Below are 24991 nucleotides of genomic sequence, written 5' to 3' on the forward strand. Positions count from 1 at the left end.
GTCATGGGCCCCTTGCCCGGGTACGTGCCCCACCGGCCCCGGGTCAGTAGGCGGGGAGGCGGCGGGGGCCGAGGTCGGGGCTCGGTGGAGGTGGGGCCAGCGCGACGGTGGCGGCCAGCACACTCAGCCCGCGCGGGGCGACGACCACCGGTTCGAGGGTCACGGCGGCGATCTCCCGGTGGTCCTCCACGAGTCGGCCGAGCCGCAGCAGCAGTTCCTCCAGGGCACCGGTGTCCACGGGGCGGGCGCCGCGCCAGCCGAAGAGCATGGGGGCGGCCCGGATGGAGCGCACCAGGGCGGCGGCGTCGCGGTCGGTGACGGGCAGCAGCCGGTGCGCGATGTCGCCCAGCAGTTCGGAGGCGGGTCCGGCCAGGCCGAAGGAGAGAACGGCGCCGATCGCCGGGTCGGCGACGGCGCGGACGACGGTGTCCACGCCGCGCGGTGCCATCGACTGGACGACCGGGCGCGGGGCGCCGTGCGAGCCGAGCGCGGTGGCCAGTTCGGCGTGGGCGCGGCGCAGTTCGCCCTCGGTGGCCAGGCCGAGCCGGATGCCGTCGAGGTCGGCGCGGTGCCGCAGCCCGGGGGCGGTGGTCTTGAGGGCGACCGGGTAGCCGAGCCGGCGGGCGGCGCGGACGGCGGCGTCGGGGTCGGGGGCGGCCAGCGCGGGGAGGACGGCGATGCCGTACGCCGCGAGCAGCCGGTGGGCGCGGTCGGTGGCCAGCGGGTGCCGGCCGGCGCTCTCGGCGGCGGTGGCGGCGGCGATGATCCGGGCGGCGGCCGGCTCGTCGATGTCGTCGAAGGCCGGTATCTGCCCGGGTGCGGCGGCGTCGGCGCGCCAGCGGGCGTGCCGTACGGCGTGCGCGAGGGCGCGCACCGCGCGCTCGGCGGCGGGGTAGCCGGGGATGTCGCGGGCGCTGAGGGCGGCGGCGAGCCCGTCGATGGCGAGATGGGCCACCAGCACCGGAGGCCGGCGCGGCGGTGCGGCGTCGATCGCGGTGCGCAGGGCGTCGGCGAGGGCGTCCGCGGTGAGGTCCTCGCCGCCGGTGGGGACGGCGGTGACGACGACGGCGTCGGAGTCCGGGTCGGCGAGGGCGGCGCCGAGCGCGCGCCGGTACTCCTCGGGTCCGGCGCCGGGCGGCAGGGCCGTGGTGGGCAGCGGGGTGAGGTCCTGGGCGCGGCAGGCGTCGTGGGCGACCAGGCTCAGGGCCTCCGCGTTGCCGAGCACGGCGACGCGCGGTCCGGCGGGCAGCGGCTGGCGGGCGAGCAGGACGCCGGTGTCGACGAGTTCGGTGACGGTGCCGGCCTCGATCACCCCGGCCTGCCGGATCAGGGCGGCGGCGGTGTCCTCGGGGGTGCTGGTGGCGGGGACCACATGGCCGGGCGGCAGCGCGCCGCCGCTGTGCCGGCCGCCGCGTACCACCACCACGGGCTTGCCGGCGGCGGCGGTGCGGCGGGCGAGGCGGGTGAATTTGCGCGGGTTGCCGAGGGACTCCAGGTACATCAGCACCACCTCGGTGGCCGGGTCCTCGTCCCAGAACTGGAGGGCGTCGTTGCCGGAGAGATCGGCGCGGTTGCCGGCCGAGACGAAGGTGGACAGGCCGGCGCCCGAGCCGTGGAGTTCGTCGAGAACGGCGATGCCGATGGCGGTGGACTGGGTGAAGACCCCGATCCGGCCGGGCGGTGGGAGGTACGGGGTGGGGCTGGCGTTGAGCCGGACGCCGGGGGCGGTGTTGAGCACCCCGAAGGCGCTGGGGCCGATCAGCCGCATCCCGTACGAGCGGGCCCGGCGCACCAGCCGGCGCTGGGCCTGCTCGGTGTGCCCGGCGGAGAGCACCAGCAGGCCCTGGACGCCGTGCTCGCCGCAGTCGGTGAGCACCTGGTCGACCGCCGCGGCGGGCACCGCGAGCACCGCGAGGTCGACGGGCCCGGGCAGCTCGCCCAGCGAGCGGTGGGCGGGGATGCCGTCCAGTTCGGTGGTGCCGGCCGGCAGGGCGTGGTTGACGGCGTACAGCGGGCCGGGGAAGCCGCCGGCCCGCAGCCGGTCGAGGACCATCCGGCCGGCGCCGCCCGGGGTGCGGCCGGCGCCGATGACGGCGACGGAGCGGGGGGCGAGCAGCCGCTGGACGGAGCGGGCCTCGGCGCGCTGCTCGCGGGCCCGCATCACGGCCAGCGAGGCGGCGGTGGGTTCGAGGTCGAGGGTGAGATGGACGGTTCCGTCGGCGAAGCTGCGCCGCTGGGAGTAGCCGGCGTCGGTGAACACCTTGATCATTTTGCTGTTGGCGGGCAGCACCTCGGCCTCGAAGCGGCGGATGCCGCGCTCGCGGGCGACGGCGGCGATGTGCTCCAGCAGGGCGGAGGCCAGCCCGCGGCCCTGGTGGGCGTCCTCGACGAGAAAGGCCACCTCGGCGTGGTCGGCGGGGGCGGAGGCGGGGCCGCCGTGCCGGTCGACGCGGTCGTAGCGGACGGTGGCCAGGAAGTCGTCGCCGACGGTGGCGGCGAGCCCGACCCGGTCGTCGTAGTCGTGGTGGGTGAAGCGGTGCACGTCCTGGTCGGACAGCCGGGGGTGGGGGGCGAAGAAGCGGTAGTACTTCGCCTCGTCCGAGACCCGCCCGTAGAAGCGGACCAGCCGCCGGCCGTCGGCGGGGGTGATGGGCCTGATCCGGGCGGTGCCGCCGTCCCGCAGCACCACATCGGCCTCCCAGTGCCCGGGATAGACAGGGTGTTCGGGTATCGGCATGGCTTCAGCGTACGGTTGGTGTCAGCCGGCGGGGAGGCGCGAGCGCGTTCCGGCGGCTGGATCCACGCATGAACAGGCCCATCAGGGCCTTCCGAGTTCGAAGGGCAACACCATGGCTGAGCGCCGCGTCACCATCGGCTGGGCGGAAGGGCTGCACGCCCGGCCCGCCTCGATCTTCGTCCGTGCCACGACGGCCGCCGGCGTACCGGTCACCATCGCCAAGAAGGACGGCGCCCCGGTGAACGCCGCGTCGATGCTGGCGGTCCTGAGCCTGGGCGCCGAGGGCGGCGAGGAGGTCGTCCTGACGTCGGAGGCGGCCGAGGCCGAGGCGGTGCTCGACCGGCTGGCGAAGCTGGTCGCCGAGGGGCTTGAGGAGCTTCCGGAAACCGTCTGAATAATTTGCCTTCTTTTTGCGGCGGAGTGGTTCTCGCACGTGCTGTGCGGTCCGCTCCGCCGCTTTTTGTTGCCGCTTTATGAAATCCGGGCAGCAGAAAAAGCGGCCGGCAATGCGACAGTGGAATTCCCGACGGTAGGGATCAGGTGTATACGGCTGCTGTTAAATCTGGCCGCGCCCTGTGTTTACGGCAGGTTTCAGGCCCCTCACCCCGGCGCCGCGCGGCGGCTTGCGGGCCGGCGCCGCGCGCTCCAGACGGGCCGCCGTCAGCGCCCGCGCGCGCTCCGCGTCCCCCCGGGCGATCGCGTCCACCAGGGCGCCCCGTTCCTGCCAGGTGACCACCGCCCGGCCGACCGGCTCCGCCGCGTACAGCCAGGTGATCTTGCGGCGCAGCTGCACCAGCAGCGAGGTCAGCCCGGGGCTGCCGGTGGCCTGGGCGACCGTCTCGTGGAACCAGTCCCCCAGCGACCTCAGATCCGCTTCCTGCCCCTGACCTGCGCGCTGCCTCCCCAGCCTGACCAGTCCGCGCAGCACCTTCAGATGTGCCTCGGTGCGCCGCTGGGCGGCCCGGGCCGCCCCCAGCGGCTCCAGCAGTGCCCTGATGTCCAGCAGATCGGCGGCCTCCCGCTCCCCCGGCTGGGCCACGCACGCCCCGGCGTGCCGCTTGGAGACCACGAACCCCTCGGACTCCAGGGTGCGCAGTGCCTCGCGCACCGGCACCCGGGAGACCCCGTAGCGCTGGGCCAGCTGTTCCTCGGCCAGCCGGGAGCCCTGCGGGAGCACACCGTTGACAATGTCATCACGAATCGCCGTGCATACCGTGTGCGCGGAGATACGCATCAAAACCCCCATTGCCATTTCCGGCGAAGCCTTCTGCATTGCCACCGGTACTGCACCGAACTGTATGGCAAGGGGGCCGGAATGCCGATAGGGCCCCCGGTAAAGGCGGCGGATTTCGGCCGCCGGATGGAATTCCGGACAGGGCACAGCCCCGGTGGCCGTCTCCGGCCGCCGGGGCTGTGCGGGGGTGCCGGGCCGCTCAGGCGGCGCCGTCGCCCTCCCCGTCGCCGTCGCCGATCACGGTGACCTCGCCGATGCCCAGCTCCCGCACCGGGCCCTCGATCTGCTCCCGGTCGCCGACCAGGACCGTCACCAGCCGGTCCGCGGGGAAGGCGTTCACCACGGCGGCCGACGCCTCCACGGTGCCGGTCTCCGCCAGCCGCAGATACAGCTGCGCCTGGAAGTCGTCCGGCAGCTCCTGCTCGACCTGGTCCGCCAGGGTGTTGGCCACCGCCGCCGCCGTCTCGTACCGCAGTGGCGCGACCCCGACCAGGTTCTGGACGGCCAGGTCGCGCTCCTCGTCGCTGAGCCCCTCGGCGGCGAGGGTGCGCAGCACCTGCCACAGATCGGCCAGCGCGGGCCCGGTGACATCGCTGGCCACCGAGCCGTGGATGGCCAGCAGCGACAGACCGGTGCCGTCGGCGGCCGAGCGCAGCACCTGGGCGGTGGCCCGTACTCCGTAGGTGTAGCCCTTCTCCTCGCGCAGCACCCGGTCCAGCCGGGAGGTGAGGGTGCCGCCCAGGCAGTACGTGCCGAGCTGCTGCGCGGGCCACACCCGGTCGTGCCGGTCGGTGCCGATCCGGCCCAGCAGCAGCTGGGTCTGCACCGAGCCCGGCCGGTCCACGATGATGACCCGGCCGGTGTCGTCGGCGGTGACCGGCGGAATGGCGAACGGCACGGCCGGCGCGGCCCGCCACTCCCCCAGCGTCGCGGCCAGCACCTCGTCCAGGTCGATGCCGGTGAGATCGCCGACCACCACGGCGGTGGTGGAGGAGGGCCGCACATGCGTCTCGTAGAACGCCCGTACCGCCTTGGCGTCGATCCGCGCCACGCTGGCCGCCGTGCCCTGCCGGGGCCGCGACATGCGGTGCTCGGCGGGGAACAGCGCGGCGGACAGCGCCATGGCCGCCCGCCGGGAGGGGTTGGCCAGCTCGTGCGGGATCTCGTCCAGCCGGTTGTGCACCAGCCGGTCGATCTCGTGCTCGGGGAAGGCGGGGGCGCGCAGCGCGTCGGCGAGCAGCCCCAGGGCCTTGACCAGCCGGGAGGCGGGCACCTCCAGGGAGACCCGCACGCCGGGGTGGTCGGCGTACGCGTCCAGGGTGGCGCCGCAGCGCTCCAGCTCGGCGGCGAACTCCTCGGCGGTGAGCTTGTCGGTGCCCTCGGACAGGGCACGGGCCATGATGGTGGCCAGCCCCTCCTGCCCGGCGGGCTCGGCGGTCAGCGGGGCGAGGAGGTTGATCTCGACCGCGATGACCTGCTGGCCGGGGCGGTGGCTGCGCAGCACGGTCAGCCCGTTGGGCAGGGTGGAGCGCTCGGGGGCGGGGAACGCCCAGGGCTTGGGCTCGCCGCCGGCCGGCTGCGGGTGCTGGTCCATGGTGGGAGTGATCGCGTCCGTCACCGGTCCGCCCCTTCGCTGTCGTCGCTGACGTCGCCGTGGTCGCTCTCGTCGCCGGCCGCCCCGGCGGCGGTGGGCTCGTAGACCAGCACGCCACGGTTGTCGCGGCGCAGCCAGGCGGCGGCCACCTCCCGTACCTCCTCGGGGGTGATCTCCAGGATCCGCTGCACGGCGCTCAGCGCCAGCTGCGGGTCGCCGAACAGCACGGCGTACTTGCACAGTTCGTCGGCGCGCCCGCCGACCGTGGCCAGCCGGTCCAGCCATTCGCGCTCCAGCTGGGCCTGGGCGCGCTCCATCTCCTCGGGGGTGGGCCCCTCCTGCGCGAACCGGGCCAGCTCCTCGTCGACCGCCGCCTCGATCTCGGCGATCCGCGCGTCCCCGGAGGTCTTCACGTCCAGCCAGCCCAGCGACGGCGCGCCGGCCAGCCGCATCATGCCGAAGCTGGCGGCGACAGCGGTGCGGTCGCGGCGTACCAGGCGGTTGTGCAGCCGGGAGGACTCGCCGCCGCCGAGCGCGGTGAGCGCCAGGTCGGCGGCGTCGCCGGCCCGGGTGCCGTCCTGCGGCAGCCGGTAGGCGGCCATGAGGGCGCGGGAGGGCACGTCCTCGTGCAGCGTCTCGCGCAGTTCGGTGCCGATGATGCCGTCCAGCGTGCCGTCGCGCGGCGGCTGCTTGCCGTCGTGCGGGGCGATGGAGCCGAAGTACTTCTCGACCCAGGCCAGGGTCTGCGCGGAGTCGATGTCGCCGACCACCGCGAGCACCGCGTTGCCGGGAGCGTAGTAGGTACGGAAGAACTCCCGGGCGTCGTCGAGGGAGGCGGCGTCCAGGTCGGCCATGGAGCCGATGGGGGTGTGGTGGTACGGATGGCCCTCGGGGTAGATCTTGGCGACCAGCCGCTCGAACGCCGTGCCGTAGGGCACATTGTCGTACCGCTGGCGGCGTTCGTTCTTGACCACGTCGCGCTGGTTCTCCATGGACTCCTCGTCCAGCGCGGTCAGCAGGGTGCCCATCCGGTCGGCCTCCAGCCACAGGGCCAGTTCGACCTGGTGGGCGGGCATGGTCTCGAAGTAGTTGGTGCGTTCGAAGCTGGTGGTGCCGTTCAGCGAGCCACCGGCGCCCTGCACCAGCTCGAAGTGGCCGTTGCCCTTGACCTGCGCGGAGCCCTGGAACATCAGGTGCTCGAAGAGGTGCGCGAGACCGGTACGGCCGGGGACCTCGTGCCGGGAACCGACGTCGTACCACAGGCAGACGGCGGCGACCGGGGTGAGCCGGTCCTCGGAGAGCACCACCCTGAGCCCGTTGGCCAGCTTGTGCTCGGTCGCTGTCAGCCCGCCTGTGGTGTCCTGCGGGGTGGCCGTGTGGCCCATGGGCATGAGGTCCCTTCGCTGAGGAGGGTGGAGACATGTGTCACCTTATGCAAGGTAGGCCGCGACGTGTGAAGTTCCCGTACGGTACGGGACCGCGGCCGGGTCGGATTCGGGCTGTCGGTGGGGCGGGCCACAATGGTCCGCAGCACTACGCCTGTTCACGGCCCGTTTGGTCGTTGGTTCGTATGTTCTGTTCAGTTCACAGCTAAGGAGCCCGCGCGCGATGGCCCGCCGCAGTTCGAAGACCCCGCCCGGCAGGGGTGCCGCCGGAACATCGTCGGGGGCCGAGGTGGAGGAGCGCATCCTCGACATCGATGTCGTCGACGAGATGCAGGGCTCGTTCCTTGAGTACGCGTACTCGGTGATCTACTCCCGGGCGCTGCCCGACGCCCGGGACGGTCTCAAGCCGGTGCACCGCCGGATCCTCTACCAGATGCACGACATGGGGCTGCGCCCCGAGCGCGCCTATGTGAAGTGCGCCCGGGTGGTGGGCGAGGTGATGGGCAAGCTGCATCCGCACGGCGACTCGGCCATCTACGACGCGCTGGTACGGATGGCGCAGCCCTTCTCCATGCGGCTGCCCCTGGTGGACGGGCACGGCAACTTCGGGTCGCTCGGCAACGACGACCCGCCGGCCGCGATGCGGTACACCGAGTGCCGTTCGGCGCCGGCCTCCGCGCTGATGGTGGAGTCCATCGACGAGGACACCGTCGACTTCTCCCCCAACTACGACGGCAGCGAGCAGGAACCGGTGGCGCTGCCGGCCGCGTACCCGAATCTGCTGGTGAACGGGTCCAGCGGGATCGCGGTGGGGATGGCCACCAACATGCCGCCGCACAACCTGGGCGAGGTGATCGCGGCGGCCCGGCATCTGATCCGGTACCCGAACGCCGATCTGGACGCCCTGATGCGCTTCGTGCCCGGGCCCGATCTGCCCACCGGCGGGCAGATCGCCGGTCTCGACGGCATCCGGGACGCGTACGAGAAGGGCCGGGGCACCTTCCGGATCCGCGCCACGGTGGCGGTGGAGACGGTGACGCCGCGCCGCAAGGGGCTGGTGGTCACCGAGCTGCCGTTCACGGTGGGTCCGGAGAAGGTCATCGCCAAGATCAAGGACCTGGTCAACGCGAAGAAGCTCCAGGGCATCGCGGACGTCAAGGACCTGACCGACCGTGAGCACGGGCTGCGGCTGGTCATCGAGGTGAAGAACGGCTTCAACCCCGAGGCGGTGCTCGCCCAGCTGTACAAGCTGACGCCGATGGAGGAGACCTTCGGCATCAACAATGTGGCGCTGGTGGACGGCCAGCCGCTGACCATGGGCCTCAAGGAGCTGCTTGAGGTCTATGTCGACCACCGCTTCGACGTGGTGCGCCGGCGCAGCGAGTTCCGCCGTACCAAGCGGCGCGACCGGCTGCACCTGGTGGAGGGGCTGCTGGTGGCCCTCATCGACATCGACGAGGTCATCCGGATCATCCGCTCCAGCGACAACGCCGCCCAGGCCAAGGACGCGCTCATGGAGCGGTTCGGGCTGAGCGAGATCCAGACCCAGTACATCCTGGACACCCCGCTGCGCCGGCTGACCCGGTTCGACCGGGTCGAGCTGGAGTCGGAGCGGGATCGGCTGCGCGAGGAGATCGAGCAGCTGACGCAGATCCTCGATTCGGACGCCGAACTGCGCAAGCTGGTCTCCCAGGAGCTGGCCCAGGTCGCCAAGAAGTACGGCACGGAGCGCCGCACCCGGCTGCTGGACGCGGACGCCGCGCCCGCCGAGGCGGTGCCGCTCCAGGTGGCGGACGATCCGTGCCGGGTGCTGCTGTCCTCCACCGGGCTGCTGGCCCGTACCGCCGACGGGGACACCGTCTTCAGCGAGCCGGCCGGGCGGGCCAAGCACGATGTGATCGTCTCCTCGGTGCCGTCCACGGCACGGGCCGAGTTCGGGGTGGTCACCTCGGCCGGGCGGCTGCTGCGGGTGTCGGTGATCGATCTGCCGCAGCTGCCCGCCTCCACCTCGGCACCCGCGCTGGCCGGCGGGGCACAGGTGTCGGAGTTCGTGTCGCTGGCGGCGGACGAGCGGGTGGTGTGTCTGACCACCCTGGACGAGTCCTCGCCGGGTCTGGCGATCGGCACCGGATCGGGCGTGGTGAAGCGCGTGGTGCCCGACTATCCGGCGAACAAGGACGAGTTGGAGGTCATCGCGCTGCGCGAGGACGATGTGATCGTCGGCGCGGTGGAGCTGCGTACCGGTGAGGAGGATCTGGTCTTCATCACCAACGAGGCGCAGTTGCTGCGCTATCCGGCGTCCCAGGTACGGCCGCAGGGCCGCCAGGCGGGCGGCATGGCGGGGATCAAACTGGGCGACGGGGCCCGGGTGATCTCCTTCACGGCGGTCGATCCGGCCGCCGAGGCCGTGGTGTTCACGGTGGCGGACGGCGGGGAGACGCTGGACGGCACACAGCACGGGTCGGCCAAGCTGACGCCGTTCGACCAGTATCCGCGCAAGGGCCGGGCGACCGGCGGGGTGCGCTGTCAGCGCTTCCTCAAGGGCGAGGATCATCTGATCTTCGCCTGGGCGGGGGCGACCCCGGCCCGGGCCGCGTCCAAGACCGGCGCGCCGGTGTCACTGCCGGAGCCCGACCCGCGCCGCGACGGATCCGGGGTGCCGCTGGAGAAGCCGGTGTCCGTCGTGGCCGGCCCCGTGTAATCACTCCACCGGACGCGGCCGATCGATACGCCGCGCCGGACGCGCCTCCCCGGCCGGGGTCCCGCCTCCAGGGACCCCGGCCGGGTCACCGACGGGCCGGGAGGGGCAGCAGAGGTTAGGCTCACCTATGTGAGCATGTGCGCGACCGCGTCCTGGACGCGCGAGGAACCACTGGCGGGCACCGCCGCCACCGCCACCACCTGGCTGCTGCTGGAGCAGCCGGGCCCCTGGGGCCCGCAGGCCCTGACCGGCAGCCGGCTGGACCCCGGGCTGGGCGCCGCGCTGGAGTCCGCGACGGATGGCACCGGCGTCCGGGTGGCCCTCATCCGCCGCCCCGGCCGCCCGCCGGCCGACGCCGCGGACCTGCCGCGGCGCGTCTATCTCGCCCACACCCGCCCCGGCCGCTCCTGGCTGCGGCTGCTGCGCACCACCGACCCGCACGACCTGCTCGGCCTGGACTTCACCCGGCTGGGCGGCGGCGAGCACGACGGCGTCGGGGACCCGTACGACGGCGATCCGCTCGCCCTGGTGTGCACCAATGGCCGGCGCGATCGCTGCTGCGCCCAGCTGGGCCGGCCGCTGGCCGCCGAGCTGGCGGTCGGCGGCGGCGTCGAGTCCTGGGAGATCACCCACATCGGCGGCCACCGGTTCGCCCCGACGCTGCTGATGCTGCCGCACGGGTACGCCTACGGCCGGGCCTCGGCGCCGCTGGTCAAGGAGGTGGCCACCGCGCTGCGCGAGGGCCGGGTGGCCACCGGCCACTGCCGGGGACGGTCCGCGTGGGACCGTCCCGGTCAGGCGGCGGAGCTGGCGGTGCGCGAGCTGACCGGCGAGGAGGGCCCGGACGCCCTCACGGTCGACGGGAGCGGTGGTGACGGCGGCCCGGGCGCGACGGCGGTGCTGACCGTACGGCACACCGACGGCCGCCGCTGGGCCGTCATCGTGGACACGGCGGCGGGCGGTCCGGCGCTGCCCGCGAGCTGCGGCGCCGCCGCGCTGCCGCAGACCCGGATGACGGTCACCGCCGTCCGCCCGCTGCCGTAATCGTCTCCGGCCGGATCAGGTGTCGATCCGCGACCGGTCCAAGGTGGCCGCCGAATTGGTGATGAACTCGCGGCGCGGGGCGACCTCGTTGCCCATCAGCAGGCTGAACGCGGTCTCGGCCGCCTCCAGGTCGCTGATGTTGATCCGCCGCAGGGTGCGGAACCGGGGATCCATGGTGGTCTCCGCCAGCTGGTCGGCGTCCATCTCGCCCAGCCCCTTGTAGCGCTGGATGGCGTCCTTGTAGCGCGTCCCGCGCCGGTCCAGGTCCAGCAGGGTCTGCCGCAGCTCGTTGTCCGAGTAGGTGTACAGGTACTTGTCCTGGCCCTTCTTCGGATTGCTCAGCTCGATGCGGTGCAGCGGCGGCACCGCCGAGAAGACCCGGCCCTGCTCGACCATGGGCCGCATGTAGCGCTGGAAGAGGGTCAGCAGCAGACAGCGGATGTGCGCGCCGTCGACATCGGCGTCCGCGAGGAAGATCACCTTGCCGTAGCGGGCCTGGTCGATGTCGAAGGTGCGCCCGGAGCCGGCTCCTATCACCTGGATGATGGCCGAGCACTCGGCGTTCTTCAGCATGTCGGAGACGGAGGACTTCTGGACGTTGAGGATCTTCCCCCGGATGGGCAGCAGCGCCTGGAATTCCGAGTTCCGGGCGAGCTTGGCGGTGCCCAGCGCGCTGTCCCCCTCGACGATGAACAGTTCGCTGCGGTCCACGTCGTCGCTGCGGCAGTCGGCCAGCTTGGCGGGCAGCGCGGAGGACTCCAGGGCGGTCTTGCGGCGCTGCGCCTCCTTGTGCTGCCGGGCGGCGATCCGGGTGCGGGAGGCCGCCACCACCTTCTCCAGGACGGTACGGGACTGCTGCTTGTCGTCCCGCTTGGTGGAGGTCAGGAACGCCTTCAGCTCCTTGGAGACCACCTGGAGCACGATCCGGGAGGCGGCCGAGGTGCCCAGCACCTCCTTGGTCTGCCCCTCGAACTGCGGCTCGGCCAGCCGTACGGTGACCACCGCCGTGAGGCCCTCCAGGGCGTCGTCCTTGACGACGTTGTCCTCGGCGACCCGCAGCAGCTTGGTGGCGCGCAGCACCTCGTTCACGGTCTGGGTGACCGCGCGCTCGAAGCCGGAGACATGGGTGCCGCCCTTGGGGGTGGCGATGATGTTGACGAAGGACTTGACCGTGGTGTCGTATCCGGTGCCCCAGCGCAGCGCGATGTCCACGTCCAGGTTCCGCTTGACCTCGGTCGGGATCATGTGGCCGCGGTCGTCCAGGACGGGGACGGTCTCCTTGAAGGTTCCGGAGCCGCGCAGCCGCTGGACGTCGCAGATCGGCTTGTCCTGCGCCAGGTACTCGCAGAATTCGCTGATGCCGCCGTCGTAGTGGAAGGTCTCCTCGGTGGGGGCCGCGCCGTCGGTGCCGCGCTCGTCACGGACGATCAGGGTGAGGCCGGGGACCAGGAAGGCGGTCTGCCGGGCGCGGGCGTACAGGGTCTCCAGGGACAGCCTGGCGTCCTTGAGGAAGATCTGCCGGTCGGCCCAGTAGCGCACCCGGGTGCCGGTCCTGCTCTTCGGGATCTTCTTGCCCTTGAGCAGGCCGCTTCCCGGGTCGAAGGGCGCCTCGGACCCGGACTCGGTGAAGATGCCGGGGGTGCCGCGCCGGAAGCTGATGCCGTGGGTGGCGCCGTTCAGGTCGACCTCGACGTCGAGCCGGGCGGACAGGGCGTTGACGACGGAGGCGCCGACGCCGTGCAGACCGCCGGAGGCCGCGTACGCGCCGCCTCCGAACTTTCCGCCGGCGTGCAGCTTGGTCATCACGACCTCGACCCCGGACAGGCCGGTCTTGGGTTCGATGTCGACGGGGATGCCGCGGCCGTTGTCGCGGACCTCGACCGAGCCGTCCTCGTGGAGGATGACCTCGATCCGGTCGCCGTGGCCGCCCAGGGCCTCGTCGACGGAGTTGTCGATGATCTCCCACAGGCAGTGCATGAGCCCGCGGCTGTCGGTGGAGCCGATGTACATGCCGGGGCGCTTGCGCACCGCCTCAAGGCCCTCAAGAACGAGCAGGTGCCGCGCGGTGTAATTGCCACCGGTGTCACTTCCGGTCAGCAATGCGGTAGACGGCACGGACGTGTCGGCGGTCACGCAGTTCGCTCCTCGCTGAATTCTGCTTTGGGTGGCGGGTTCGCCGCTCAGAGGGTACCGAGGCCCTGTAGAGCGGTTGTGCACTCCCCGGGGGAGTGTCCGGAACCATCCGAAATCGATCCCATGTTCGATAACTCTTTCGGGTGACGTGTACATCACGTTCCCTTTGAGGCATGAACCATTTAGGCTCCGGGCACGTCCTCCTGAACAGAGCAGGACCGGATACACCGAAGTACCCGACCACATCCACGACTGTCCACACACACTGCGATACGGCTCATTCGCCGCCACCGGCAGCGTTCGGCCACCTCGACCGGCGATTTTCGGGGAAGAATGCCGCGAGCGGGAACGTTTTCGGCCTGGTTGGATGTTGACCCTGGTACGACAGCTCGTCGAGCTAGAGAAGAGGCGACGTGACTACTGTTCTGACTCCCGCGACCCCGCTGACGGCTGGGGACCGCTGCGACCGCTGTGGTGCCCAGGCGTATCTGCGCGTGGTCCTCACCAGCGGCGGCGATCTGCTGTTCTGCGCCCATCACGGGCGCAAGTTCGAGCCCGAGCTCAAGAAGATCGCCGCGGAAATACAGGACGAGACGGAGAAGCTCACCGCGACTCCGGCCAGCGCGGGCGACGACGAGCGCTGACTCGTACGCCGTACCGCGTTCCCCGCCCCTCACGACGGGCCGGTCCGCACATGGACGGACCACGGGCGGTCTCCCCGGTGTCACCGGGGAGACCGCCCGTTCCCGTCACTGAAACCGTTCAGTCGCCGCGGCGGCCGTCCTGGCCGAGGAGATCCGCGACCAGCGAGCCCCTGGTGTAGACGCCGGGATAGGCCGGGTCACCGCAGCCGGTGCCCCAGGACACCAGGCCCACCAGCGCGCCGGCCGCCACCAGCGGGCCACCGCTGTCGCCCTGGCAGGCGTCCTGGCCGCCCTGCGGAGCCGCCGCGCACACCATGGACTCCGCGTCGAAGCCGCCGCCCACCGCCTCGTAGGCACGCGCGCAGTCGTCGTCCGGCAGCATCAGCACGGCGGTCGCCCGCAGCAGCTCGGCGTAGCCGCCGCTGCCCGTGGTGTCCCCCCAGCCGTGCACCAGGGCCGGGGTCCCGGCGGCGTAGCCGGGGTGCCCCGGCCCGGCCACCCGGATGGCGTCGGCGGCGGGCAACGATTCGGTCAGCGTGAGCACCGCGAGATCGCCCGCGTGGGTACGGGCGTCGTATCCGGGATGGACAGCGATCTCGCGCACCGGCACCTCACGCCCGGCGCCCCGGGAGAGATCGTCCCGGCCGGCGATCACCAGCAGATCGCCCGGCTCATCGGCGGGGCGGCCGAGCACCTCGGGGCTCACACAGTGCGCGGCGGTGACCACGGTGTCCGCGCCGACCAGCGCGCCACCGCAGAACTGCCCCGAGCGGGCCTCGCCGTACCGCTCCCGGCTGGCCAGGGCGACCACCCAGGGGTGCTCGGAGACGGACACCGGGGAGCCGCCCACGATCTGTTCGTCGGCGGTGGCGGAGCCGGGCAGCAGGGCGGCGGGCAGGGCCGTGAGCAGGGAGAAGAGCAGCGGCCGGGGAAAGTACGACATGGGGACTCCTGACCCTACGAGGTCGTTTCGTCACCCAGCGTCATCGCGGCGGCCCGTTCGCGCATCCGGAACGGGCCGCCGGCCGTATGTCAGTCGAGGTAGTCGCGGAGCACCTGGGAGCGGGAGGGGTGCCGCAGCTTGGACATGGTCTTGGACTCGATCTGGCGGATCCGCTCCCTGGTCACGCCGTAGACCTTGCCGATCTCGTCCAGCGTCTTGGGCTGGCCGTCGGTGAGACCGAAGCGCATGGAGACCACGCCGGCCTCGCGCTCGCTGAGGGTGTCCAGGACGGAGTGCAGCTGCTCCTGCAGAAGGGTGAAGCTGACGGCGTCGGCCGGGACCACGGCCTCGGAGTCCTCGATGAGGTCACCGAACTCGCTGTCGCCGTCCTCGCCCAGCGGGGTGTGCAGGGAAATCGGCTCGCGCCCGTACTTCTGGACCTCGACGACCTTCTCGGGCGTCATGTCCAGCTCCTTGGCCAGCTCCTCCGGGGTGGGCTCGCGGCCCAGGTCCTGGAGCATCTGCCGCTGGACGCGGGCGAGCTTGTTGATGACCTCGACCATGTGCACCGGGATCCGGATGGTGCGGGCCTGGTCGGCCATGGCGCGGGTGATGGCCTGCCGGATCCACCAGGTGGCGTACGTGGAGAACTTGTAGCCCTTGGTGTAGTCGAACTTCTCCACCGCGCGGATCAGACCGAGGTTACCCTCCTGGATCAGGTCCAGGAAGAGCATGCCGCGGCCGGTGTAGCGCTTGGCCAGCGAGACGACCAGCCGGAGGTTGGCCTCCAGCAGGTGGTTCTTGGCGCGCCGGCCGTCCTCGGAGATGATCTCCAGCTCGTGCTTGAGCTTGGGGGCGATCTTGTCCGAACCCGCCAGCTTGTCCTCGGCGAAGAGCCCGGCCTCGATGCGCTTGGCCAGCTCCACCTCCTGCTCGGCGTTGAGCAGGGGGACCTTGCCGATCTGCTTGAGGTAGTCCTTGACCGGGTCGGCGGTGGCTCCGGCGGCGGCGACCTGCTGGGCGGGGGCGTCGTCCTCGTCCTCGTCGGACAGGACGAAGCCCTCGTTCTCGGGCTTGCCGTCGGGGCCCTCGGCGAGCTTGCCGCCCTTGGCCGCGCGCTCCGCCGCCGACTCCTCCAGACCGTCCTCGTCGCCGTCGATGAGCTCGTCGACGACCTCCTTCTTGGCGGAGGTCTTCTTCACCGCGGTCTTCTTGGCGGTGGCCTTCTTCGCGGGCGCCTTCTTGGCGGCGGCCTTCTTCGCGGTGGTCTTCTTGGCCGCGGACTTCTTCGCCGCGGCCTTCTTGGCGCCGGTCGGGGAACCGTCCGCGGGCTCGACGCCCTCGGTGTCGGTGACCGTGGCACCCGGGCGGGCGGTGGCGGTGGCCTGATGGACGGAGACGGTCTTGGCGGCGACCGTCTTGGCCGCCGTGCGCTTGGCCGACGTCTTCGCGGCGGCACTCTTCCGGGTGCGCTTGGGGGCCTCGGCGGCACTCACCATCAGCGTCACGCCCTCCTCGTCGAGGATCTGGTTGAGGCTGCGCAGAACGTTCTTCCACTGGGTTGACGGAATCTGGTCGGCCTCGAAGGCCCGGCGCACGTCATCGCCGGCGATCTGCCCCTCGGCCTTTCCCTGCTCGATGAGCGCCATCACAGAATTGGATTCGGCGATCTCCGCGGGGAGAGTACGGGAAGTGCTGACCGACACGAACAACCTCTCGGAAACTCTGGGAAACGGCTTGGGCGCCACTCACGGGAAGCGGAGCCACAACCGGTGGCCGGACGGGCCACCGGTGGCGGATGCGGAGCGGCCCGCTGGACCGGCCACCGCGGCCACCTCTTGAATCATCGCGCTGCTTCCCGAAGTGTTACGCCGCTCTCGCGTGTCCCGAGTCACATCGCACGCCCGACTGTATCGGGCCGGGGCCGCGACGTCGCCAGAGCCTGCCCGGGGTGGCTCCGGCGACGTGCGCGATCCGCTCAGTGCTCGCGGGGGGCGGGCACCACGTGGTCCGCGGCACCGGCCGGGGCGGCCGGCTCGGAGTGGATGGCGAGGAGCCCCCGCATGGCCGACTCGGCGGCGGTCGGCTCCCCGGAGCTGATGGCGTCCAGGATCCGCTGGTGCAGTGCCAGGGACGCCTCCGAGGGGTGCTCGCAGCCGGAGATCGCCCCGCCGGAGACCTGGAGGGCGGCGGCCACGATGCCGGACAGGTGCTCCAGCATCCGGTTGCCGGCGCCCTGGAGCAGCAGCGAGTGGAACTCGGCGTCCGCCCGGGAGAAGGTGAGCGCGTCGCCCTGGCCGAGCGCGTGGTTCATGATCTCCACCATGTCGGCCAGCCGCTGACGCACCTCCTCCCGGATGTCCCCGGCGGCCAGCCGGGCGGCCAGCGGCTCGATGGTGAGCCGCAGCTCGGACAGCTCGCGGCGCTGGTCCTCGCGCTGCGGGCCGAAGGCGCGCCACTCGATGATGTCGGGGTCGAGCAGATTCCAGTCGCCCACCGGACGGACCCGGGTGCCGACGTTGGGCCGGGCGCTGACCAGCCCCTTGGCCTCCAGGACCCGCAGCGACTCGCGGACCACGGTGCGCGAGACCTCGAACCGCTGCCCGATCTCCTCGGGAACCAGCGGACGGTCGGCGCCCAGGTCGCCGGAGACGATCATCTGACCGAGCTGCTGGACGAGTTGACCGTGCAGCCCGCGGCCCCGGCTGCCGGCGGCACGGCGGCCGACCCGGCCGAGATCGGCGTCAGCCCCTTCCCACACGGGGGCGTTGGTGGTACGCGCGGAGCCGGTCGACTCGGCGTAGGAGTAGCGGTCGAGGCCACCGCCACCGGCCGGGCCGGAGTCGGTGGAACGGGTGGCGGTCATCATCGAGTGCGCAAGGGTAGTCACGCCTCCTTTGTCGGCGGACCTCGCAACCACCTTGAGGTCTTTGGTGAAAAGCACACGAAAGGGTGATCGGCGCCTCCCACATAATTGACGCCTAATCGGACGGAAATGGACTTCTCGCTGGCAATGCCGGGAAGCTCCGGGCAGTTGGGCACACGGACGGTCCCACCGGTGTACCCGGCCCGGGCAACTCCCCGCGATGCTGGCCCTGATGGCCTCACTGAGCAGGTCTTTCGCCCGGAGCCGGTCATGGGCCGGCCCACTCCGGCGCTGCGGGCACCGGGCGGCAAACCGGATGCGCCGATGCCGACATCGGGCGATCACCTCCGGAACCGGACACAAACATCGCGTTCCGATGTTTGCGCCGGTGGATCACACCTCCGGGCGCAGCATCGGCGGGTTGAGGATCGTGGCCCCGCCGGCCCTGAACAACTGGGCCGGGCGGCCTCCCTGGCGGGTGGTGGTGCCACCGACCGGCACCAGGAAGCCGGGGGTGCCGGTCACCTTGCGGTGGAAGTTCCGGGGGTCCAGGGAGACTCCCCACACCGCCTCGTAGATCCTGCGCAGCTCGCCCACGGTGAACTCGGCGGGGCAGAACGCGGCGGCGAGCGAGGAGTATTCGATCTTCGAACGAGCGCGTTCCACTCCGTCGGCCAGGATCCGCGCGTGGTCGAAGGCCAGTTCCTCGACGGGCCGTCCCGTCGCGTCGCCGAGCAGGGAGCGCACCGGCTTCCACTCCGCGCCGCCCGCGTCACCGCCGGCCACCGGGGCCGGAAGATCAGGAGCCAGCACCAGATGCGCCACACTGACCACCCGCATGCGCGGGTCACGGTCGGGATCGCCGTAGGTGGCCAGTTGTTCCAGATGCGCCCCGGCCAGCCGGCTGCCCTCACCGTGCGCCCGCAGCCCGGTTTCCTCCGCCAGCTCCCGGGCCGCCGCCGAATCCAGGCATTCACCTGCTCTGACGAAGCCGCCGGGCAGGGCCCATCTGCCCCGGTAGGGCTCCTCACCCCGCCGCACGGTGAGGGCGCACAGCGCGTGCCCGCGGACCGTGAGCACGACCAGATCGACGGTGACGGCGAAGGGTGGGAAGTCGGACGGGTCGTAGGGCATGCCGTGATCATAGGGCTCCGCATGACACCACATCAGAGCCTTCGGAAGGACCGCTGCTGCCGCATGCAGCGGCGCAGCGGCTCGGGCTCCATGCCCTCGTTCATCGCCTGGTGCACCAACGCGGCGAACAGATACTCGGGGTCGGTCTCCAGCGCCCGCATCAGGGCGATCCGGGCGCCGACCGCGTCTCCGGTGCACCACGAGACCCAGCCGGCCAGCGTGAGCGGCGGGGCGGCATGTCCCTCGTAGGCCGCGACGCAGCGCCGGGCCAGGGCCCGCCACAGCCGAAGGGCCGGGGCGGCGTCGGGTCCCTCCATCCATTCGGCGAAGGTGTCCCGCAGGGCCAGGTCCTGGAGGCCGAGAATCATCCGGGCCGCCTCGTCCGAGGAGATCAGCGCGTCGTCACGATCGTCGTGGTGCGCCGGTGCCGTCTGCTTGCCCCGGGCTTCCCCGGCCTCGTCCGGCCGCCGCTGGGCCGGGACGGCGGCCGATGACGGGGCCCGGCGCAGCCGGCTCACCAGCCGGCGTGCGAGGTCCAGCGTCTCCTGGCGCACCGCCGCCGCGTCCGGGCCCAGCAGCCTGGGCATCATGGCCCGGGCCGCCGCGTCCAGCTCCCTGACCTGGCGGGCCACCAGGTGCCCGCGCAGCGGACGGATCCGCCGCTCCAGCTCACGCTGGGTGCCCTGGACACGGATCCCGCAGACGGCCGAGGCGGCGGCCAGCGCGGTGGTGCCGGCCTCGGGCAGCGGGCTGCCGTCCGCGTCGCAGCAGCCACTGCGGACACAGACGTACGACCAGAAACGGCCCCGGGTGATGAACAGGACGTCGCACACCGGGATGTCCCGGGCCCCACAGGCGGTGCGCAGCAACTGGGCCAGGGGCCGCAGTCGTTCCATCCCCTCCCGGCCGGTGCCGGGGTCGTCGGCGTTGGGGCACAGGTAGACGACCGCGCCGGTCAGCTCGCCGAGGCCGGGCGCGCCGCCGGTCGCCAGGGCGCCGGCCAGTGCCTCGGCGTGGGCGGGCCATTCCGCGGGGTCGCCGGGCAGTGCGGCGCGGATCCGGCCGACGACCCGGCTGCGGGGTCCGTAGAGTCCCGCGATCACGACGCAGTCCTCGGGGTGGTAGCCGAGCAGATACGGAAGGGCGTCGGCGAGGTCGCCCGGGCTGCTCAGCGTGACGTCCGAGTCGAGGGCGGTGATGGGCTGGGTGATGTTGCCGTGTGAAGTCATGCGATGACTGTGCCTGACATCGGCCGATCCGTGCTGAAAGTTATCCACAACCCTGCACATACAGTTCTATTTGCGGATTGTCCTGATGGTTTTCCACAGCCCTCATTCGCTTCCCGCCGCCCTTTCCGTTTGCATGGGACGCATGGAGCAGCAGACCACCGCGGGGCCCGACCCGCTTTCCCCCTCCGATCCCGATGACCTGCGCGCGGCGGCCGACACCGTCCTCGCGCGGCTGGTGGGCGATCCCACCGGCACCGCCCGGCTGCGCCCCGACCAGTGGCGTGCCGTGGAGGCACTGGTGTCCCACCGGCGCAGGGCCCTGGTCGTCCAGCGGACCGGCTGGGGCAAATCGGCCGTCTACTTCGTGGCCACCGCCCTGCTGCGCGAGCGGGGCCGCGGCCCCACCGTGATCATCTCGCCGCTGCTCGCACTGATGCGCAACCAGATCGACGCCGCCCGCCGGGCCGGCATCGAGGCCCGCACCATCAACTCCGCCAACCCCCAGGAGTGGGCCGCCATCCGCGACGAGGTGGCCGCGGGCCAGGTGGATGTCCTGCTGGTCTCCCCCGAGCGCCTCAACTCCCCCGACTTCCGCGACGAGGTGCTGCCCGAACTGGCCTCCGCCACCGGCCTGCTGGTGGTCGACGAGGCCCACTGCATCTCCGACTGGGGCCACGACTTCCGCCCCGACTACCGCAGACTGCGTACCCTGCTGTCCGAGCTGCCCACCGGGGTTCCCGTACTGGCCACCACCGCGACCGCCAACGCCCGGGTGACCGCCGACGTCGCCGAACAACTGGAGACCGGCGCCGACAGCACCGCCGAGGGCGCGACCCTGGTGCTGCGCGGGCCGCTGGAACGCGAGAGCCTGCGGCTGTCCGTGCTGCGGCTGCCGGACGCCGCCCACCGGCTGGCCTGGCTGGACGGACATCTGGAACAACTGCCGGGGTCCGGCATCATCTACACCCTCACCGTCGCCGCCGCCGAGGAGGTCACCGCCTATCTGCGCTCCCGCGGCCACACGGTCGCCTCCTACACCGGCCGCACCGAGAGCGCCGACCGCGAGGCCGCCGAGGCCGATCTGCTCGCCAACCGGGTCAAGGCGCTGGTCGCCACCTCCGCGCTCGGCATGGGATTCGACAAACCCGACCTGGGCTTCGTCGTCCACCTCGGCTCCCCCTCCTCCCCCATCGCCTACTACCAGCAGATCGGCCGCGCAGGGCGCGCCCTGGAGCAGGCCGAGGTCCTGCTGCTGCCCGGCCCCGAGGACGAGGCCATCTGGCGCTACTTCGCCTCCCTGGCCTTCCCCGCCGAGGAACAGGTCCGGCTCACCCTGCGGGCGCTGGCGGAAGCCGGCGCGCCCATGTCGCTGCCCGCACTGGAGCCGCTGGTGGATCTGCGCCGCTCCCGGCTGGAGACCATGCTCAAGGTGCTCGACGTGGACGGCGCGGTACGCCGGGTCAAAGGCGGCTGGACCGCCACCGGGCAGCCCTGGGAGTACGACACCCAGCGCTACGCCTGGGTGGCCCGGCAGCGCACGGCCGAGCAACAGGCCATGCGCGACTACGTCTCGGCGACCGGCTGCCGGATGGAGTTCCTGCGCCGGCAGCTGGACGACCCGGAGGCCACCGCCTGCCGGCGCTGCGACAACTGCGCCGGCGCCCGCTTCGACGCGGTGGTCGCCCCCGGCGCGCTGTCCGCCGCCCACGGCGAACTGACCCGGCCCGGCACCGCCGTGGAGCCCCGCCGGATGTGGCCCACCGGCCTGCCCTCCATCGGCCTGGACCTCAAGGGACGCATCCCGCCTCAGGAACAGGCCGGGCCCGGCCGGGCCCTGGGCCGGCTCTCCGACATCGGCTGGGGCAACCGGCTGCGCCCCCTGCTGGCCCCGGGCGCCGGGGACGGGCCGGTCCCGGACGACGTCGCCCACGCCGTGGTCACCATGCTCGCCGACTGGGCCAAGGGGCCCGGCGGCTGGGCCTGTGGCGAGCCCGAGGCCCCGGCCCGGCCGACCGGGGTCGTGGTGCTGGGCTCCAGGACCAGGCCACGGCTGGTGCACTCGCTGGGCGAACGGATCGCCACCGTGGGCCGGCTCCCGCTGCTGGGCACCGTGCACCACACCGGCCGGGGCGGACCGGCCGCCCCCGGCAACAGCGCCCAGCGGCTGCGCGCGCTGCACGGCTCGCTCGAACTGTCCGACGCGCTCACCGAGGCGCTGCGCTCGGCCGGCGGGCCCGTCCTGCTGGTGGACGACTACACCGAATCGGGATGGACACTGGCCCTGGCGGCCCGGCTGCTGCGTACGGCCGGCGCACCCGGGGTACTGCCGCTGGTGCTGGCCGTGCAGGCGTGAGGGGCCGGCCGGATCAGAAGAAGCCCAGTTGCCCGGCATCCTCCAGCGACTCCCGCTCCGGGGCCTCCCGGTGCGCGGGCAGCTTCAGATGGCGCCAGCGCGGCAACTGGTCGAGGTAGGCCCAGGAACGGCGGTGCTGCTCGGTGGGGCCGTGCTCCTCAAGGGCGGCCCGGTGCACCGGCGACGGATAGCCGGCGTTGCTGTCGAACCCGAAGGCGGGGTGCTCGCGGGCCAGTTCGGCGAGCATCGCGTCCCGGTGGACCTTGGCGATCACCGAGGCGGCGGCCACCGCCACGCAGGACAGGTCGCCCTTGATCACCATGCGCACCTGCCACGGCGCGCCCAGATAGTCGTGCTTGCCGTCGAGGATCACCGCGTCGGGCCGCTCCGGCAGCCCCTCCAGGGCCCGTACGGCGGCCAGCCGCAGCGCGGCCGTCATGCCCAGTGCGTCGATCTCTTGCGGCGAGGCATGACCCAGCGCGTGGGCGGTCACCCAGCCGCGGAGCACCGCATCCAGCGCGACCCGGCGGGCGGGGGTGAGCAGCTTGGAGTCCGTCAGTCCCTCGGGCGGGCGGCGCAGCCCGGTGACGGCGGCGCACACGGTGACCGGCCCGGCCCAGGCGCCACGGCCGACCTCGTCCACCCCGGCGACGAGCCGCGCCCCGGTGGTGGCGCGAAGCGACCGCTCGACGCGATGGGTAGGAGGTTCGTGGGCCATGACGCCGCCAAGCCTAGTCGCCACCCCGCCCGCACCCGTACCCGGGCACTCGGACGGGCAGTTCAGCGGCGCCCCGGCGGCCGGGTGCCCGCGCTCTCGAAAGGCCGCTCGGGAGTGTGCCAGTGCTCGAAGGGGCGGTCGATGTGATAGCGGCCGTCCCGGCCGAGCCGCAGCTCCCTGGTCTCCCCGTTGCCCGGATTGGACAGCGACTCGAACTCCGCCACCGACCAGTGCAGCCAGCGCATGCAGAACAGCCGCATGGTCAGCCCATGGGTCACCAGCAGCACATTGGGCGGATGGTCGGGCGAGTCGAAGCTGCGCCACAGACTCTCCAGAAAGGCACCCACCCGGTCGTACACATCCGCGCCCGACTCCCCCTGCGCGAAGCGGTAGAAGAAGTGCCCGTAGGCGTCCCGGGCCCGCTTCTGCCGCCGCACGTCCTCACGGTCCTGCCAGTTGCCCCAGTCCTGCTCGCGCAGCCGGGGCTCCTCCCGTACCCGTACCCGTGTGGGGTCCAGCCCCAGCAACTGGAAGGTCTGCAAGGTGCGCCGGTAGGGGGAGACATACGCCGAGACACCCTCCCCGTCGAAGACCTCCCGCAGCCGCACCCCGGCCTCCACCGCCTGGTGCCGCCCCTGGTCCGTGAGCTCCAGGGCATGGTCGGGGATGCGCTCGTACACCGAGTCGTCGAAGTTCCCCTGTGACTCTCCGTGCCGGAGCAGAACGATGCGCCTGGGCTGTGCCATGCCGTCAGCCTAGTTCGCACCGGCCCGCGCCGCCCGTACGGCTCACACCGTCCAGGACGGCTCCACATCGATGACATCACCGGTGAGCGAGGCGACATCGTCCCCGGTCCCGGCCCGTACCCCCAGCCGCTCCACCCGTTCGGCGCGGTACTTGGCGCGTTCGGCCGCCGAGTTCCACATCGACAGCGTCAGGAACTCGTGATCGCCTGCCGCCTCGGCGAAGACCCCGCGCAGCATGCCGGGCGACCCGGCCATCGCCGGATTCCACACCCGCTCCTGCATCAGCGCGAAGTGCTCGGCCCGGTCCTCGTGCACCCGGCAGTGCGCCACCCGCAGCAGATCGGCGTCCGTGAAGCGCGGCTCGAACCCCATCTTCACATCGAAGCGGTACTCGAACAGCCGCACCGTGAGATCCCGGTAGCTGCCGCGCTGGCCGGCCGCGATGCGGTCGTGGGAGTGCGCCATGAAGGAGTCGTACAGCGACCGGCTCTCCCAGAAGCCGAACAGATGCACCACCCCCGGCTCCAGTCGGCTCCAACCGCCGCCCTGCCCCCGGAACCCCGGCTCACCGGGCAGAACCGCCCATCCCTGCTGCCCCCGATGAAAGCCGCTTCGGTCGATCACGGTGCAGCGCATCCACTTGACCAGCACCGCGCCATCGTACGGCCATCCGGGGGACGCTCACCGCATCGCGCCGCGTTCGGCCAGGAACTCCTCGAACGTGCCGTGCCCGTCGGCGTGCCCGGGCGTCAGCAGCCCACCCCGGCGCACCGCGCGGATCACCTTCCCCGGCAGCCGCACCGGCACCACCGGCCGGCGCCCGCCCCCCGCGCGCACCGTCAGCTCCGCCAGCTCCCGCAGCGTACGGATCTGCGGACCGCCGAAGTCGGCGACCCGCCCGGCCGGCTCCCCCACCGCCAGCTCCGCCAGCCGCTCGCCCACCTCCCGCACCTCCACCGGCTGCACCCGGGCGCCGCCCCCCAGCGCGAACACCATCGGCAGCAGCCGCTGCGCCGTGCTGAACCGGGCGATCAGATCGTGGAACTGCGTGGCCCGCAGCATGGTCCACGGCAGCCCCGACTCTGCGACGATCCGCTCGGACGCCAGCTTGTGCCGGTAGTAGCGCAGCGGCACCCGGTCGACGCCCACGATGGAGACGTACACCAGATGCGGTCGCGTCCCCCGTACCGCCGCCGCCACCAGATTGCGGGTGGCGACCGTGTCGTCCTTGGCCGGCGCGGTGGCACAGTGCACCACCGTACGGGCCCCCTCCAGCGCCGCGTCCAATCCCTCACCGGTGGCCAGATCGCCCACCGCCCACTCCCGGGGCGTACGGTCGGCCCGCGGATGCGGATGCCGGCTGAGCACCCGCACCTCGTGCTCGTCCACCAGCAGCCGCCGCACCACCTCCCGCCCCAGCGTCCCCGTCCCCCCGGTCACCACGATCGCCCCGCTCTTCGCCGCCATCCCCCCATGGTGGCCCCGAACGCCCAAGGGCCGGGGAAGAACCGCCGAACGGTCCTTCCCCGG

General features: G+C 72.3%; 19 protein-coding genes. 5 read left to right on the forward strand and 14 right to left on the reverse strand.

What is annotated here, in order from left to right; all coding sequences use genetic code 11:
- Positions 1 to 43: 43 nt before the first annotated feature.
- Positions 44 to 2737 (reverse strand): bifunctional acetate--CoA ligase family protein/GNAT family N-acetyltransferase, encoded by a 2694-nt coding sequence (locus AC5WRL_RS22105; protein ID WP_496090375.1) that lies wholly within the window; start codon positions 2735 to 2737, stop codon positions 44 to 46.
- A gap of 112 nt (positions 2738 to 2849) precedes the next feature.
- Here AC5WRL_RS22105 and AC5WRL_RS22110 point away from each other — a divergent pair, with 112 nt between their 5' ends.
- On the forward strand, positions 2850 to 3131 hold the full coding sequence (locus AC5WRL_RS22110) for an HPr family phosphocarrier protein (protein WP_496090376.1): 282 nt from the start codon (positions 2850 to 2852) through the stop codon (positions 3129 to 3131).
- A gap of 162 nt (positions 3132 to 3293) precedes the next feature.
- Here the strand turns inward: AC5WRL_RS22110 and AC5WRL_RS22115 are convergent, their stop codons facing one another.
- The 3 genes from AC5WRL_RS22115 to AC5WRL_RS22125 form a co-directional block, all read right to left on the reverse strand.
- Positions 3294 to 3971 (reverse strand): GntR family transcriptional regulator, encoded by a 678-nt coding sequence (locus tag AC5WRL_RS22115; protein ID WP_496090377.1) that lies wholly within the window; start codon positions 3969 to 3971, stop codon positions 3294 to 3296.
- A gap of 199 nt (positions 3972 to 4170) precedes the next feature.
- On the reverse strand, positions 4171 to 5589 hold the full coding sequence (locus AC5WRL_RS22120) for a M16 family metallopeptidase (protein ID WP_496090378.1): 1419 nt from the start codon (positions 5587 to 5589) through the stop codon (positions 4171 to 4173).
- Positions 5586 to 6956 carry a M16 family metallopeptidase gene (locus AC5WRL_RS22125; RefSeq protein ID WP_496090379.1) on the reverse strand — a complete coding sequence of 457 codons (1371 nt, stop codon included), beginning with the start codon at positions 6954 to 6956 and terminating at the stop codon, positions 5586 to 5588. Before AC5WRL_RS22125 ends, AC5WRL_RS22120 begins: the two co-directional genes overlap by 4 nt.
- A 217-nt stretch (positions 6957 to 7173) precedes the next feature.
- On the opposite strand from AC5WRL_RS22125, the gene AC5WRL_RS22130 reads away from it, so the two are divergent.
- Positions 7174 to 9651, forward strand: a complete 2478-nt coding sequence (locus AC5WRL_RS22130) for a DNA gyrase/topoisomerase IV subunit A (protein WP_496090380.1) — start codon at positions 7174 to 7176, stop codon at positions 9649 to 9651.
- 129 nt (positions 9652 to 9780) lie between these two features.
- Positions 9781 to 10695 carry a ferredoxin family protein gene (locus AC5WRL_RS22135; protein WP_496090381.1) on the forward strand — a complete coding sequence of 305 codons (915 nt, stop codon included), beginning with the start codon at positions 9781 to 9783 and terminating at the stop codon, positions 10693 to 10695.
- Positions 10696 to 10710: 15 nt separating this feature from the next.
- Here the strand turns inward: AC5WRL_RS22135 and AC5WRL_RS22140 are convergent, their stop codons facing one another.
- Positions 10711 to 12828 (reverse strand): DNA gyrase/topoisomerase IV subunit B, encoded by a 2118-nt coding sequence (locus AC5WRL_RS22140; RefSeq protein ID WP_496090382.1) that lies wholly within the window; start codon positions 12826 to 12828, stop codon positions 10711 to 10713.
- A 413-nt stretch (positions 12829 to 13241) separates the two neighbouring features.
- Here AC5WRL_RS22140 and AC5WRL_RS22145 point away from each other — a divergent pair, with 413 nt between their 5' ends.
- The gene (locus AC5WRL_RS22145; RefSeq protein WP_496090383.1) at positions 13242 to 13472 is read left to right on the forward strand and encodes a DUF7455 domain-containing protein; all 231 of its coding nucleotides are present in this window, start codon (positions 13242 to 13244) and stop codon (positions 13470 to 13472) included.
- Positions 13473 to 13590: 118 nt separating this feature from the next.
- Here the strand turns inward: AC5WRL_RS22145 and AC5WRL_RS22150 are convergent, their stop codons facing one another.
- From AC5WRL_RS22150 to AC5WRL_RS22170, 5 genes are all read right to left on the reverse strand, one after another.
- Positions 13591 to 14415, reverse strand: a complete 825-nt coding sequence (locus AC5WRL_RS22150) for a serine protease (RefSeq protein ID WP_496090384.1) — start codon at positions 14413 to 14415, stop codon at positions 13591 to 13593.
- A gap of 89 nt (positions 14416 to 14504) precedes the next feature.
- Entirely contained in the window at positions 14505 to 16121 is a 1617-nt protein-coding gene (locus tag AC5WRL_RS22155; protein WP_496090385.1) for an RNA polymerase sigma factor, read from the reverse strand.
- Between the two features lie 272 nt (positions 16122 to 16393).
- Positions 16394 to 17359 (reverse strand): FadR/GntR family transcriptional regulator, encoded by a 966-nt coding sequence (locus AC5WRL_RS22160; RefSeq protein ID WP_496090386.1) that lies wholly within the window; start codon positions 17357 to 17359, stop codon positions 16394 to 16396.
- Positions 17360 to 17674: 315 nt separating this feature from the next.
- Positions 17675 to 18415, reverse strand: coding sequence for an NUDIX hydrolase (locus tag AC5WRL_RS22165; protein ID WP_496090387.1), 741 nt, complete (start codon positions 18413 to 18415; stop codon positions 17675 to 17677).
- A gap of 32 nt (positions 18416 to 18447) precedes the next feature.
- Positions 18448 to 19644: a DUF4192 domain-containing protein gene (locus AC5WRL_RS22170; protein WP_496090388.1), complete on the reverse strand. Its 1197-nt coding sequence runs from the start codon at positions 19642 to 19644 to the stop codon at positions 18448 to 18450.
- A gap of 142 nt (positions 19645 to 19786) precedes the next feature.
- Here AC5WRL_RS22170 and AC5WRL_RS22175 point away from each other — a divergent pair, with 142 nt between their 5' ends.
- Positions 19787 to 21997 (forward strand): RecQ family ATP-dependent DNA helicase, encoded by a 2211-nt coding sequence (locus tag AC5WRL_RS22175; protein ID WP_496090389.1) that lies wholly within the window; start codon positions 19787 to 19789, stop codon positions 21995 to 21997.
- A 13-nt stretch (positions 21998 to 22010) separates the two neighbouring features.
- On the opposite strand, the gene rnhB is transcribed toward AC5WRL_RS22175, so the two are convergent.
- From rnhB to AC5WRL_RS22195, 4 genes are all read right to left on the reverse strand, one after another.
- Positions 22011 to 22715, reverse strand: coding sequence for a ribonuclease HII (rnhB, locus tag AC5WRL_RS22180; RefSeq protein WP_496090390.1), 705 nt, complete (start codon positions 22713 to 22715; stop codon positions 22011 to 22013).
- 62 nt (positions 22716 to 22777) lie between these two features.
- Positions 22778 to 23461 carry a histidine phosphatase family protein gene (locus AC5WRL_RS22185; RefSeq protein WP_496090391.1) on the reverse strand — a complete coding sequence of 228 codons (684 nt, stop codon included), beginning with the start codon at positions 23459 to 23461 and terminating at the stop codon, positions 22778 to 22780.
- 42 nt (positions 23462 to 23503) lie between these two features.
- Complete coding sequence (locus AC5WRL_RS22190) at positions 23504 to 24112, reverse strand: YdbC family protein (RefSeq protein WP_496090392.1); 609 nt, start codon at positions 24110 to 24112, stop codon at positions 23504 to 23506.
- 30 nt (positions 24113 to 24142) lie between these two features.
- Entirely contained in the window at positions 24143 to 24928 is a 786-nt protein-coding gene (locus AC5WRL_RS22195; protein WP_496090393.1) for an SDR family oxidoreductase, read from the reverse strand.
- Between the last annotated feature and the right edge of the window lie 63 nt (positions 24929 to 24991).

This window comes from Streptomyces sp. NTD107, from assembly GCF_059510435.1.